This is a genomic window from Streptococcus parasanguinis (assembly GCF_047463195.1).
GTDB lineage: Bacteria > Bacillota > Bacilli > Lactobacillales > Streptococcaceae > Streptococcus > Streptococcus parasanguinis_R.
On the sequence record NZ_JASHEI010000004.1, the window covers coordinates 183,265 to 196,541 of the forward strand.

General features: G+C 43.8%; 10 protein-coding genes. 6 read left to right on the forward strand and 4 right to left on the reverse strand.

The window, feature by feature from the left end:
- Positions 1–175 precede the first annotated feature (175 nt).
- Positions 176–790, reverse strand: coding sequence for an alpha/beta fold hydrolase (locus QM870_RS05130; RefSeq protein WP_414368883.1), 615 nt, complete (start codon positions 788–790; stop codon positions 176–178).
- Positions 790–2,517: an aminodeoxychorismate synthase component I gene (gene pabB / locus QM870_RS05135; protein ID WP_272144834.1), complete on the reverse strand. Its 1,728-nt coding sequence runs from the start codon at positions 2,515–2,517 to the stop codon at positions 790–792. The genes QM870_RS05130 and pabB overlap by 1 nt, the downstream gene beginning before the upstream one ends.
- A gap of 118 nt (positions 2,518–2,635) precedes the next feature.
- Here pabB and QM870_RS05140 point away from each other — a divergent pair, with 118 nt between their 5' ends.
- The 6 genes from QM870_RS05140 to QM870_RS05165 all read left to right on the forward strand — a co-directional run bounded on the left by QM870_RS05140 (position 2,636) and on the right by QM870_RS05165 (position 12,721).
- On the forward strand, positions 2,636–3,691 hold the full coding sequence (locus QM870_RS05140; protein WP_195623648.1) for an acyltransferase family protein: 1,056 nt from the start codon (positions 2,636–2,638) through the stop codon (positions 3,689–3,691).
- Between the two features lie 302 nt (positions 3,692–3,993).
- The gene (locus QM870_RS05145; RefSeq protein ID WP_414368885.1) at positions 3,994–9,393 is read left to right on the forward strand and encodes a Cna B-type domain-containing protein; all 5,400 of its coding nucleotides are present in this window, start codon (positions 3,994–3,996) and stop codon (positions 9,391–9,393) included.
- A gap of 335 nt (positions 9,394–9,728) precedes the next feature.
- Positions 9,729–10,331, forward strand: a complete 603-nt coding sequence (locus QM870_RS05150) for an ECF transporter S component (protein ID WP_414368887.1) — start codon at positions 9,729–9,731, stop codon at positions 10,329–10,331.
- Complete coding sequence (locus tag QM870_RS05155) at positions 10,331–11,122, forward strand: energy-coupling factor transporter transmembrane component T (RefSeq protein ID WP_171963570.1); 792 nt, start codon at positions 10,331–10,333, stop codon at positions 11,120–11,122. The genes QM870_RS05150 and QM870_RS05155 overlap by 1 nt, the downstream gene beginning before the upstream one ends.
- On the forward strand, positions 11,098–11,934 hold the full coding sequence (locus tag QM870_RS05160) for an ABC transporter ATP-binding protein (RefSeq protein WP_045759846.1): 837 nt from the start codon (positions 11,098–11,100) through the stop codon (positions 11,932–11,934). The genes QM870_RS05155 and QM870_RS05160 overlap by 25 nt, the downstream gene beginning before the upstream one ends.
- Positions 11,921–12,721, forward strand: a complete 801-nt coding sequence (locus QM870_RS05165; RefSeq protein ID WP_024054603.1) for an energy-coupling factor ABC transporter ATP-binding protein — start codon at positions 11,921–11,923, stop codon at positions 12,719–12,721. The genes QM870_RS05160 and QM870_RS05165 overlap by 14 nt, the downstream gene beginning before the upstream one ends.
- A gap of 81 nt (positions 12,722–12,802) precedes the next feature.
- Here QM870_RS05165 and QM870_RS05170 read toward each other — a convergent pair whose 3' ends face one another.
- Complete coding sequence (locus tag QM870_RS05170; RefSeq protein ID WP_014713855.1) at positions 12,803–12,931, reverse strand: hypothetical protein; 129 nt, start codon at positions 12,929–12,931, stop codon at positions 12,803–12,805.
- A 14-nt stretch (positions 12,932–12,945) separates the two neighbouring features.
- A complete protein-coding gene (locus QM870_RS05175; protein WP_001062367.1) occupies positions 12,946–13,107 on the reverse strand; it encodes a hypothetical protein in 162 nt (53 codons plus the stop codon).
- Between the last annotated feature and the right edge of the window lie 170 nt (positions 13,108–13,277).

Consider the following 13,277-nt stretch of genomic DNA (forward strand, 5'->3'; position numbering starts at 1 on the left):
GGGACAGAAATCGGTAATTCGTTAGAATTCGATTTCGTCGTCCCACCTCCGCACAGTTGAGTAGGGCTGTAAAAGCTGATGAAATCAGCATAGTAGAGCCCACTCAACCACTGCGTCTTGCTCGACAATCCAAAAATAATTGAGAGGCTAGGACTTTTGTCCCAGCCTCTTCATTTTAAAACCCAGCGACAAACTCCTTGATGGCTTGGGCCAGTTCATAGGGTTTCTCGGTATTGAGTAGATGACCTCCGTCTGCGATTTCTTGATAGCGGCCTTTTGGCAGGAGCTTGGCCAATTTTTTAGAAGAAGATTGATTGGCCCAATCTTTGCTGCCACAAATAACCAAGCTAGGGAGAGAGCAAGCTTTAACGGTATCGGTTAAATTGAGCCCTTTTAATTCGGTCAAAATTTGAAGCATCTGTTGTTTATTGGCATCTTGTTTTTCAAAGACATGCTTGGGAAGTAGACGAAAGAGAAGGATCTGGAGCCGATAGAGGGGGTTGGTGTTGAGTTTGTATTGAGTTCCTGCAAGGACCAAGCCCTTGAGTTGCGGGAAGTCTTGTCTGGAGAGATCCAGAGCGAGCACGCCACCTAGTGAGAGTCCTACCAGAATAAAGGGTTCGCTTTCTTGCTGGAGGCGCTCCATCAACCTTTCTTTGACTTCCTGATAGCTTTCTTTTGGCTGGGAGAAAATATCAAAAGTTTTGGAGTGCAAGGGTGAAAGTGCAAATTGGACTCCTTGCCAAGAGAGGACATCTTGCCCTAGTCCATGTAAAAAAATTAGTTTCATCAGGAATCCTTTCTTTGAAAATCGAGTTCGTAGAGACCACGAAGAGCATTGCAGGCATAAATACGATCAGCGTCTGTTAAATCGTTCAGAGTCAAGAGTTTTTCTTCAACCTGCTGGGTCTCAAGAAGATGGCGCCGATAAATGCCATCGAGTAAGGGGAGGTGAGCTGGTGGGGTATAGAGTTGTCCCCCTATCTCCAGCACCAGATTGCCAATCGTCGTCTCTAGCAAGGTTCCGTCTGGCAGATGGAAAATTTGCTCGTGATCTGACTGGTTGAGATGGTCTCTCTGACTCGTTTTGAAATAAGTAAATGGCGTCGCTAAATCAAGCTTCTGCTCTGTCAGTTGGGCCTGTAGATAGCTAGCGGGCAAGTCGGTCAGCTCCGTGATCTCTAGGTGGAAGGTCCCGTTTTTTTGCAAGGCAATCCGACAACGATAGTCAAGGTTGAGATCTAAATGAGCGAGTTCTTCTTGAAGTTCTTTCAGGAGCTTCGACTCATCATAAGGATAGGCAAAGTAGCGACTAGCTTCTCTCAAGCGTGTTACATGTTGGTCGAGGAAAGTCAACTCTCCTTGGTGGATGCGGCCAGTTGTCAAAAGCTCAAAGCGAGGCTCTTGCCGGTAAAGGACAGCCGATTTTTGCTTGGTTTCCTGGTATTCACTTTCCCATTTGCTGTCCCAAGTGATGCCTCCTCCCACGCCATAGATGGCTTGATCTCCCTGCATTTGAAGGGTCCGGATGGCTACATTAAAAATCCGTTTTCCTCTTGGAAGAAGGATGCCGATCGTTCCACAGTAGACACCTCGAGGAGCCTTCTCCGTCTTTTGGATGATTTCCATAGTGGAGATCTTCGGTGCTCCTGTAATCGAGCCACAAGGAAAGAGAGCTCGGAAGGTTTGGACCAGGTCGACCTCAGCTTGTAAGCGACTTTCAATGGTCGAGGTCATCTGCCAAACAGTGGAGTATTGCTCGACTTGGCAAAGGCGGGTCACCTGCTCACTTCCAATCTCCGAAATCCGGTTCATGTCATTGCGGAGGAGATCCACAATCATCATGTTTTCTGCTCGATTTTTGGGATCAGCTTTTAGCCAAGCAGCCTCTTGAAGATCCTCTTGGTTAGTGAGACCACGGCCCGTCGTTCCCTTCATCGGGCGCGTGGTCAGTAGCCGGTCGTCTTGCTCAAAAAAGAGCTCAGGACTGATGGAGAGGATGGAGACATCATCGTGCTGGATGAAGGCATTGTAATGGGCTTTCTGCTCAACCACTAAGCGGTTGTAGATAGCCAAAGGGTCAGACTTTAGCTCTTGAGAAAGCTGGACGGTGTAGTTGACCTGGTAGGTATTTCCCTGGCGGATATGGTGATGGATGGTCTCGATGGCTTCTTGATAAGCAGGTGCCTCTACCTCTTCCTTCCAATTGGCTGGAAGATCCACAGCTTCATAGTCCTCTGGAAAAGGAAGGGTTTCGACATCCTCGTGGATCGTAAAATAGAGGAGATACTCTCCCATGAGAGGTGCTGGATGGACAGCAAACTTCTTCTCAAAAGCAGGAGCAGCCTCATAGCTGACATAGCCGACTGCATAAAAGCCTTTCTCTTGGTAGGCTTCGACTTCTTTAAGAAGAACCTCTACCTGGTCGAGGTTTCTAGTTTTTAATTCCTTTATGGGCTTGGTGAAAAGGTGGCGTAAACCAAGCTCTTTAAAATCAATGATGGTTTGTTTATGCATGCTTTGAGTATATCAAAAATAGAGGAAAAAAGGTAGATAAGGATGTAAGATTCCTTGCTTGGCCTTCCCTTTCATGCTAAAATAACCATAGAAACTGCTTTGGGCAAGGAGTAGGACTATGCAAAAGAATCCCCTCTATAACACCTCTAGTATCAGCTTTTTTCAATACCTCTTTGCGATTGCAGTGATTTTGGTGCATAGTGGTCGCTTGACCTCCTATGAGCCACTGCATTTTGGTCTTAAGAGTATGCTCGGCCGGCTAGCGGTGCCATTTTTTATCGTCTGTGCCAGCTTTTTCCTCAAGCAATCCCTAGGGAATTCTCAGAAAATGAAGGCCTATCTGGTCAAAATCGTAAAAACCTATTTGTTTTGGAGTTTTGTTTACCTTCCTTATGCCTGGCTCTTTTTCTCTAGTCTCCATCTTCCTATCTATCTTTTTCCAGCAGGTGTTCTCATCGCACTGATCTATCTGGGAATGTGCTACCAACTCTGGTATATCCCGGCCTTTTTGCTGGGTTTGTTTTTGGTCAATCAATTGGTCAAACACCTAGGTATGGTTTGGACGGGGTTGATCACCTTTCTTCTTTACTGCTGGGGCTTGATCGAGACCTATTCGGCTTATCTGGACACCACAAGTCTTCTCAAAGGTTACCAGCTCTACAGCAATTTATTTTTTACAGCGCGAAATGGTCTCTTTTACACGCCCATTTTTATCTATATGGGTTACTATCTGTATGATCATTTTCATGCACAAACTTTTAGAATTCACCGTTGGCAAAAGCTAGCTCTTGCCTTTGGGTTGTTCTGTATGGAAGGCATCATTATTTTTCAACACGAAGGAATTGATAAGAACTTTTTCTTTCTTCTTCCTTTTGTGACCGTTTATTTTGTCAATGCCTGCCTGCAATCGTCCTTTTTGAAAAGCTATGATTTACAGTATTTAAAGCAAATGAGTATAGCTCTTTACTTTTCGCATCCGATCTTTATCGAGTGGGCTCGCTATGGCTTTAGCAGCCTCCCTCTCTCTTATCCAGACAGGGGCAAGCTGATTTTTGTGACTGCCTTGTTTGGTAGTCACCTTTTTGGACTAGCTATGCTGTGGGTACGAGAGAGAAGGGAAAAACAAAAGATTCCTTCAAATGGTGAAGAGTTAGATAAAATAATCAACCAATAGTAGGGTGTACAAAACTCAAGCAGATGTGTTTGAGTTTTTTTGTATGAAGAAAATCAAGGAAGAATAAGAATTGGCAGACTGCTCCTCCTTGTTTATAAATGTTTTATTTTCTTGCCCTTGGATATAAGAAAGGGGAAATCAGTACCAGATAGTGATTTATAATATAGACATCATTGTAAATAATGTCTATATTATTGAATAGTGATGATTTAATTTGAAAAGCAAAGGATATTTTAAAAAATAAGTGATAAAATTAAAGGGAGGGCCTTTTGGAAGGCTAACAAAAGTAAAGGAGATAAGACATGAAAAAGCTTCGTTCATTATGGAAAGACTTTTTGAAAAAAGGTTTTGCCATTTTAACAATTTTCATGATGCTAGGCCAGCTTGGCCAAGGGGCGATCACAGCCTTTGCCAATGAGCTAGCAGTCGGGGATAATGGGGCCTTGGATGTTGCCCTTATGTATGGGGATAAACAGAACCATCCAGATGGGATGTCCTATTACACAGGGGATACCATGTCTGGTTATATCCAGATCACCCCTAAGAATTTGACAACGGATATTAATGAAGTAACGGTGACCTTGAAGGTTCCTGGAAAGTACTTACGAGAAGTTAGTTTCCCTGACTTCAATAGTGCTTCAGAGCATGACAAACCAACGGTTACAAAAGTTGGAGATGATTATCAAGTCACACTTCACTTTAACAATTACCAAAAGTCAGAGGTCCTGACTTTACCATTTATTGGAAAATTTAAAGTCGGTTATGCACCGACCAATTATTCATTGGATATTACGGGTACCTTGAATATCAATGGTCAAGAAGCAAAACTCAATGATATCATTTGGAAACCCAAGTACAATGACTATCGCTTAACCAAGTATATCAACCAAAACTTGAACGAAGCCATGTCCAAGGACTATGCGGAAGCCATGCCTGGTGTTGTCAAAGGGGCTGACGGAAAAAATTATATTGAAACCCCATCATCTGTTCCATTTGCATTTCAATTGGAGGGAATGCAAGGACAGTATGGGGGACAATATCGTCAATTAGAATCAGTAACGCTTACCGATAAGTTGCCAACCTATACAGATAAAAATGGCAATACCCGGACAGCAGTTCTAGATACAGCTAAGTCTGAAGGTTGGGTAGACAATGGAGATGGAACGGTTTCGAAGACATTTACAGCCGTAGCAAATGATAATCCAGCAACGTATCACATAGATCTGATGACTCAAATCAAGAATTCAAGTTACCTCTACTTGAAATTCCCGGATTTGGTATTAGAAAAGGATCAAACGCTGAAGGATGTTCTCAGTAAGGATTTGACAAATGCAGGTAGTGTTGTTGGGATCCCTGCTAACCGTGGAGAGGGAGAACCAGATATTACAGCTGAAGATTCTCTCATTTTCCGCTTGACTTCTCGTGACCTGGAAGGGGCTGGAAGTTTTGCCAAAAAAGCAGATGGTGATGTCTATGATTCAACTGAATATAAAGCAGCAAACTATAAGTGGATCATCGCTTTTGATAACAAAACTCCTTCACCACAAAAGAATTTTGTTTTCTATGATGAGACAGTGGACTCTCGGTTAAAATTTACCAAAATTGATTACGCTCGTCTCATGCAAGGGAATTATGGAAATGGCGAGTTTGTTAGCAAATATGTGAAACGCTTGATCCTTACTTTGGACGATGGTAGTAAAAAAGAAATTCAGCCAGAAACTGATAAAGACGGCAATGGCTTGATCGATTTAACCAAGTATGGAACAGTTGTCGGTTGGCGGATGGAAATGAAGGATGACTTTGTCCTTCAATCTGGTCAAGGAATTCGCCTCAATACCTATACAAGCTTCAAAGATCCAGAAAAGACTCGTTACGATGAAAATGATGCGACCAAGAATGAATTCAAGAATACGGGTCGTGTCACTTATCAAACACAATCAAATGTTGCAAAAGACCAAACATCAAATTGGACCTTTAAGCTGATTCCTTTGAAGGAAAGCTTTGAGATTTCAAAAACGACGGATTATAATAATGTTCGTTATACTGATGGACAAAATATTCGTTTTGGTTTGATGGCAACCAAAGTGGTCTTGGATCCTGATAAGGATTATGGAGACCTGCGAATCATTGATCTGTATGATCCAAATACCCTTAAAGTCGACTATAAAGATTTTGAAAGAAACCTTGCCTCTAATGAAAAAGGTATGAAATTCTTAAAGAGCTACGATGTCATTGAAAACTACCACAATTCTGGACGGACAGCTCTCATCATGCATTTGGATCAAAAAGAGTTTATTAAAGCTTCTCTTAAAGATCTTAATCGCGTGCGTCTACCGTTTATCGTGGCTGATCTGAAAGGGAAAGATGATGGTGGTACCTTCACAAATAAAGTCTATGTCGCTGGAAACGGCATCCACGATCTTGAAAATGCCAACCCTGATCGGGTAACGGAAGACGTTTACGATCTGAATGGGAATGGTTCAACAACAGATAAGATTCCATATGCCCAATCAAACTATACAATTGTGGCTGCTGAGGGAATCTATGCACGGAAATACATTGCTAAAAATGATGACCTTTCAGATGCTTCTACGGTTACACGTACTTTCAAACCAGGTGAAACCTTTAACTATAAACTGACCATTAAAAATAACACTGACAAACCAGTAGAAGATGGAGTCATCTATGATATATTGCCAAAAGTCAAAGATGTCAACACTTTAGATGGATCTGGTCGAATGACAGAATATACGGTTAGTCTTCGTGGACCAGTAACTGCTCCAGAAGGATGGACGGTCTACTATACAACTGATACAAGCGTTACGACAGATACCATGGCACAGGCTGCTGACAAGGATATCTGGACGACAGCTGTGTCTGATTACAGTCAAGTAACAGGAATCAAGTTAGTTGCAAATGCTGGTACTACGATTCCTGCGCGTGGTGAAGCCAGCTTTGGTGTCCCAGTCGTGAATCCAAGTGAATTGACCGATGAAGTCAAGGCCTTGATGCAAAAACGCACCAAAGATAATGAAGACAACGGCGGTCGTTCCGGTCTTGTTCAAGCTCATAACCAGTTTGGTTACAAGGCGAAAGGTCATGAAGGAAATCGTGAGTCTAATACCGTCACTGCACAAATCTTCTCGGCTGCTTTCCAAGTCAAGAAGGTGGACAAGGATGATCCGAAGAAAGTCCTTGAAGGTGCTGAATTTACCTTAACTGATGCAAATGGTGCGGTTGTTGCGACGGCAACTTCTGATAAAAAAGGGGAACTTTCCTTTAACACCTTAACAGAAGGAACCTATACGCTCAAAGAAACCAAAGCACCTGAAAACTACAAGTTGGATGAAACAGAACATGCTGTGGTTGTCACCTATGATGCGGACAAACAAATCTACCACGTCACGGTGGATGGAAAAGCGGTTGGATCAAAAGCAGTCCCAGTTGAGATCGCTAATGAAGCAGATATCAAGTATATCGATCTTGAAGCTTCAAAAGTTTGGGATGACCAAGACAACCAAGAAGGGCTTCGACCAGCAAGTGTGGAATTCCAACTCTACAAGAATGGCAAAGCTCAAGGAAAACCAGTCACGGTTTCAGCCGCAACAGACTGGAAAGCCCACTTTACGAATCTTCCAGATAAAGACAGTGACGGCAAGCTCAATACCTACACTGTTAAAGAAGTGAAAGTTCCGACTCATTATACAGTCGATACAGAAGAAGCCAGCTTCACAGATGGAAAAGCCACCATCACCAACAAGCGTACTCCTGAAACAACGACTATCACAGTCAAGAAAGTCTGGGATGATGCACAAAACCAAGATGGTCTTCGCCCATCTACCATCAAAGTTCACCTCTTGGCAAATGGAACAGAGGTGCAAGCTCTTGATCTGACTGGTGAAGGAGATGAATGGACTCATACCTTCACAGACCTACCCGTCTATAAAGATGGTCAAAAAGTTGTCTACACAGTGACGGAAGACAAAGTGGACAATTACACCACTAAGATTGATGGAACTATGATTACCAATACTTACAAACCAGGTAAGACAAGCCTTACTGTTACGAAAAACTGGAAGGATGCCAATAACCAAGATGGCCTTCGTCCAAAAACAATCAAGGTTCAATTGTATGCTGGTGATCAAAAGGTTGGTAAGGCTGTTGAATTGTCAGCGGATAACAAATGGACCCATACCTTCTCAAACTTAGACGAGAAAAAAGCTGGCCAAGTTATCAACTATACAGTCAAAGAAATTGATGTTCCAGAAGGCTACACACAAGCCGTCGAAACAAGCAACCCAGGTCAAGTAGTCGTGACCAACACGCACGAACCAGAAAAGACCAAAGTAGAAGTGAGCAAGAAGTGGGAAGATGGAGACAACCAAGACGGCCTTCGTCCAGCCAGCATTCAAGTTCAGTTATACAAAGATGGACTTGCGACGGATCAAGTGGTAGAACTCTCAGCAGCGAATGACTGGAAAGGTGCATTTGAAAACCTTGATGCCAAGGCAGATGGAAAAGCCATCACTTATACGGTGAAAGAAGTGACTGTCCCAGATGGTTACAAGGTGACGGTAAATGATAAGGACAAGGCCAATGTCGTCTTGACCAATACGCATGAACCAGCTCTTACAGAGATGAAAGTCACGAAGAAATGGGAAGATGCCAATGACCAAGATGGTCTTCGTCCAAAATCGATCAAGGTTCAGCTCTATGCTGGTGATGAAAAAGTAGGAGATCCAGTGGAGTTGTCAGCGGACAATCAGTGGACTCATACCTTTAGTAAATTAGCCGAAAAGAAAGCTGGTCAAGCTATCAGCTACCGTGTGGAAGAAGTCTCTGTTCCTGAAGGCTACCAAGTCACTGCTGATACCTCTGATGCTGCTCACACGATCTTGACCAATACCCATACGCCAGCGGTGATCGATATTCCAGTGACTAAGATCTGGAATGACCAAGACAATCAAGATGGTCTTCGTCCAGCAAGTATCGTGGTGAATCTTCTTGCCAATGGTGAAAAAGTTGCTCAAAAAGAACTCACCAATGCGACAGATTGGAAAGAAAGCTTCACAGGTCTACCAAAATTCAAGGATGGAAAAGAAATCGTCTATACCCTTCAAGAAGAGAAGGTAGCTGAATATACGACTACAATTGATCAGGCTGCTTATACCATTACCAATACCCATGCACCTGGTAAGACAAGCGTCACAGTCACTAAGAAGTGGGATGATGAGAATGACAAGGATGGAATTCGTCCGAAGAGTATTCGCGTTCAACTCTATGCCAGTGATCAAAAAGTCGGTCAAGAAGTAGAATTGTCAGCTGAAAACAAGTGGACCCATACCTTTGCAGATTTAGATGAAAAAGCAAATGGAAACACCATCACTTATACAGTGAGAGAAGTCAGTGTTCCAAAGGGCTATGAAGCTCGTAACGACGAGGATGGTAAAGGAAATGTTGTGATTACTAACAAGCATGTTCCAAAAGAAACTCCAAAACAACCAACTCCTCCAAGTTCATCTGAACCGAAAAAGCCGGGTCAACCTGAACCGAAAAAACCAAGCCAACCTGAGCCAAAGAAACCAGGCAAGATCTTAGGATTCTTACCAAATACAGGTACGACCATCTCTATTATTAGCTTAGTTTTAGCCTTTGTCTTGGCAAGCATTGCAGCTTATATTTTGAAGAAAAAGAAAAAATAAGCTAGTGCTTCCTTTATAAAATGAAACAAACACCAGAGATGGTGTTTGTTTTTTTATAGTGGCCTCTTATAATTGTTTAGCGATCGTTCTCATGGGCGCTCGCTCTATTTTTCAATTCCCGAACGTTTTCAAGAAAACTTCAGAAAATTCTTGACTTCTGATGAAATAGGCGTATGATTAGTTGTGAACTGTTGAACAATTCTTTTCAAGAGAAACCCTGATGTCGACTAAGGGGATTCTGCTAGAATGAAGGCAGTTCAACCATAAAAATCTATAGAGCGTTGCGTCCGAAAGTCTAAACAGACACGGCTCTTTAAAAACAAAAGGAGAAGATTATGAAAACAGAACCGATTCATCGTACCAGTATGTGGAAATTTAAGTTAAGTGCTGCCACCATGACTTTGATTCCCGCTGCCGTGGGGATTAACTATGTTGCCAAAGCCTTGGCGGAGGGGTTAAAGTTGCCCGTTTGGCTGGGGTCTTTGGGAACCTTTCTTGCCAGCATGTTGGCTGGGCCGGTTGCCGGTGCCATCAGTGGTTTCATCAACAACGTGATCTATGGGCTGACCTTATCGCCAATTTCAACCGTGTATGCGATTACCAGCATCGGAATTGGGATTGCTGTCGGAGTTTTGCACGCCAATGGGTGGTTCTCGTCAGCGCGACGAGTATTTGTTTCTGCTATTATTATTGCCATCGTTTCAGCTGCCATTTCAACGCCACTCAACGTCATCTTTTGGGGTGGTCAGACCGGTATCGCTTGGGGTGACTCATTGTTTGCGGTAATGGTCGCCAATCATGCACCAGTGTGGCTGGCCTCATTTATCGATGAGTTTGTCTTGGATATTTTGGATAAAGTCTGCGTGGCCTACCTGGCATTCTTCATCTATCGTCAGCTGCCGAAGCGGATGGTGCACTTCTTTAGCGGTGATAAATGATGACTGATCAAACATTGATTTCTGGAGCGCCACGGGTCAAGCTCAAGTGGTACCAGGTGATCGATCCGATTACTAAGCTCTTGTTCATCTTGGACATGACGTTGTTGAGCTTTGCCAGTATGAATTTATTGCTTCAGGCCGGATTAATTCTTGTCGCAACACTGCTATTGTTATTTTCCAAATTGAGTTCTACCATCTTTAAGGCGCTGGGATTCAGCCTGTTTCTAATTTGCACCATGCTGATCATCCAAGGGTTATTTTACAGTCGGAATCAAACTGTGCTGTTTTCTGTGCTTGGGGTGTCGTTCTACAAAGAAGGCCTGATTTACGCCACCACACTGGGTTGTCGAGTATTGGTGATTATTTTGACCAGTGGCTTTTTTATGGTGACCACGAGTATTTCAGAAAACGCGGCCTATTTGGAACTGTCCGGATTGTCTTATAAAACTGTCTACGTTCTGATGTCGGTGTGTTATATTTTGCCGGAAATGATGCGCAATATGCGGAAAATCCAGCAGGCACAAAAAGTTCGCGGAACCAATCCGCAAAAAACGTTGATTCAGAAATTAAAGTCAGTCCTGCCGGTTCTAATTCCATTGGTGATTAAGACCTTGGATCAATCGATGGCGCGGTCGATTTCTCTCCAACTGAGAGGTTTTGATAATCCCAACCGGACTGTCAGAACCTCCCAGCGCGTGTATCGCCTGTCGCGGACGCTGCACATTGGTCTGACTGGATTGGCAATTTTATTGATTGGGTGGAAGATATGGACGAAGATAAACGGATTGTAATTGAAAATTTGACCACCCGTTATCCGGGTACTGAGCAACCACAACTGCGTCAGATTAACGCGGAGGTTCATACCGGCCAGGTGGTTGGGATTATCGGGAATAGCCACTCCGGCAAATCGACTTTGTGCCGTGTGCTGGCAGGGGTCATTCCCAAAATGGTGTCTGCTGAGATTGAGGGCGACTGGCACATGTTTGGCCAGCGCGTGTCCGACAATTGGCCCGTTTATAATGCCATGAATGGAGTTGTACTGCAAAATCCAGCTGGCCAACTAAGCGGGTTGGCAGACACGGTTGCCGATGAAATTGCCTTTGACTTGATTAATCAGGGAATGGCTGAAGGACTGATTCAAAAACGGGTTGAAGAAGTTGCGACGCAAATGGGGCTGATTGAACAGCTGAATTTGCGTCCCGAGAGCCTTTCCGGTGGTCAGAGCCAGCGGTTGGCAATTGCCACGGCGATTGCGGCTAACCCGGCTGTTTTGATTATGGATGATCCGACCAGTCAGATGGATCCCCTTGGCCGCCGACAATTTTTCCAATGGCTGGCCCAAGTCAAAGAGACGACTGTCTTCATTGTCACCAGTGAAATTGACGATTTGTGCGAAGTCGCCGACGTTGTGTGGGTGCTGCACGAGGGTCAAATGGTAGCCCAGGGCAGGCCGGGTGAGGTGTTTAATCATTTGGAAGCTGACTGGCAGATTCCAGCCCCGACAATCCAGCAACTTGCTCAAAAAATGGATTGGCACTTGGCTGATGGCCGGTATCCGGTGAATGACGCTGAACTGAAGGAGGTTTGTTATGTCCACAATTGAACTGAACCACCTGACGTTCACTTATCCGGAACGGTCCTTTAGCTTGGATGTTGAAGACAAACTCTTCGCCGATCCGATGGTGGCGATTGTCGGCCAAAATGGTGCCGGCAAATCAACGCTCTTCAAATTGTTGACGGGCTTGCTGACACCACAAACCGGTGTGATTAAGATCGATGGAGAAAATTTTAATGATCTTAAACCAGTCGAAAAGTTACTGAAGGTTGGGATTACTTTTCAGAATCCTGACGATCAGCTTTTCAACCCGACCGTTCAACGAGAGGTGGAGTGGAGTGTCGCGCAGGTCATGGATGACCACGACACGATTACGAGGCGGGCTTTAGCGGCTCTAAAAAGAGTTGGCTTGGATGATAAAACAGCTGAAAGTCCATATGACCTGTCATTGTCGGAACGCAAGCTGTTAAGCGTTGCCACAGTTTTGGCAGTGGATCCGGCGATTTATTTATTTGATGAGCCGATGATGTCGCTTGATTGGGAAAGCCGGCGCAAGTTGACCGCAATTTTCCATCAGTTGGCTGATTCGGGCCACCAAGTTGTGACCATCACCCATGACATGGATTGGGTCGCCGCCGAGTTTGAGTCGGTGTATGTTATGGAACACGGGAAGTTTGGCTTCGCCGGCAGTCCACGGGAATTGTTCAGCGATCACGAACTTGTCCAGCGAGTGGGATTACTACCACCGCGGATTATGGACATAGCGGAGTCGCTGGGTGATTCACAGACATATTTATCGGTTAATGATTATTACCAGAAAAATCGAGATGTATAGAAAAAGTCACCTCTGCGGGTTTTCCAGGTTGAAGGATTAACTTCAGCTTCTGGCAAGAACTCACATGGGTGACTTTTGTGTTTAATAACGTTTCATGATCATCGGGTGCTTCCTCAGATCACTCGGTTTGGTTTTACTTTGTTTCATGGTCATAATCATATACCATTTCTTTTGGATCTTTTGTTTGACTAATACAAAATAGGTCTTCATAGGTCTTCGCATTTTTAGCGCCCATTAGGATCATCAGTATAATTTTCTGAATTAGGAGACTGTCCCATCACTATTCGAACTTCGTCTCCCAACTTACGCTGTTCCCATTCATCCGTGAATCCTTTAAATCGCAATTCTGGAACTTTCTTTTTAACTGAATCATCTATTTTCGCCATAGTCCCCACCATTTTATTGGTTTTTCTTGATTTACCTTATCAACAGTCTGGTTGGTTGGTACCAATGGACGAAAGCTGCTAAGAAGGGGTATTAGTGACAATTAATAAAATGCATGAGGTTGGGCATATTGCCCCACCTCTTTTTATGATATACTAGAGTAGTTTTTGAG

Bases quoted from the DNA above. Each gene is read 5' to 3' on its own strand.
- QM870_RS05140 (WP_195623648.1), top strand. From the start codon at position 2,636: ATGCAAAAGAATCCCCTCTATAACACCTCTAGTATCAGCTTTTTTCAA.
- QM870_RS05170 (WP_014713855.1), bottom strand. From the start codon at position 12,931: ATGAAGACCTATTTTGTATTAGTCAAACAAAAGATCCAAAAGAAATGG.
- QM870_RS05165 (WP_024054603.1), top strand. From the start codon at position 11,921: ATGTCCACAATTGAACTGAACCACCTGACGTTCACTTATCCGGAACGG.
- QM870_RS05130 (WP_414368883.1), bottom strand. From the start codon at position 790: ATGAAACTAATTTTTTTACATGGACTAGGGCAAGATGTCCTCTCTTGG.
- QM870_RS05145 (WP_414368885.1), top strand. From the start codon at position 3,994: ATGAAAAAGCTTCGTTCATTATGGAAAGACTTTTTGAAAAAAGGTTTT.
- QM870_RS05160 (WP_045759846.1), top strand. From the start codon at position 11,098: ATGGACGAAGATAAACGGATTGTAATTGAAAATTTGACCACCCGTTAT.
- QM870_RS05175 (WP_001062367.1), bottom strand. From the start codon at position 13,107: ATGGCGAAAATAGATGATTCAGTTAAAAAGAAAGTTCCAGAATTGCGA.
- pabB (WP_272144834.1), bottom strand. From the start codon at position 2,517: ATGCATAAACAAACCATCATTGATTTTAAAGAGCTTGGTTTACGCCAC.
- QM870_RS05155 (WP_171963570.1), top strand. From the start codon at position 10,331: ATGACTGATCAAACATTGATTTCTGGAGCGCCACGGGTCAAGCTCAAG.
- QM870_RS05150 (WP_414368887.1), top strand. From the start codon at position 9,729: ATGAAAACAGAACCGATTCATCGTACCAGTATGTGGAAATTTAAGTTA.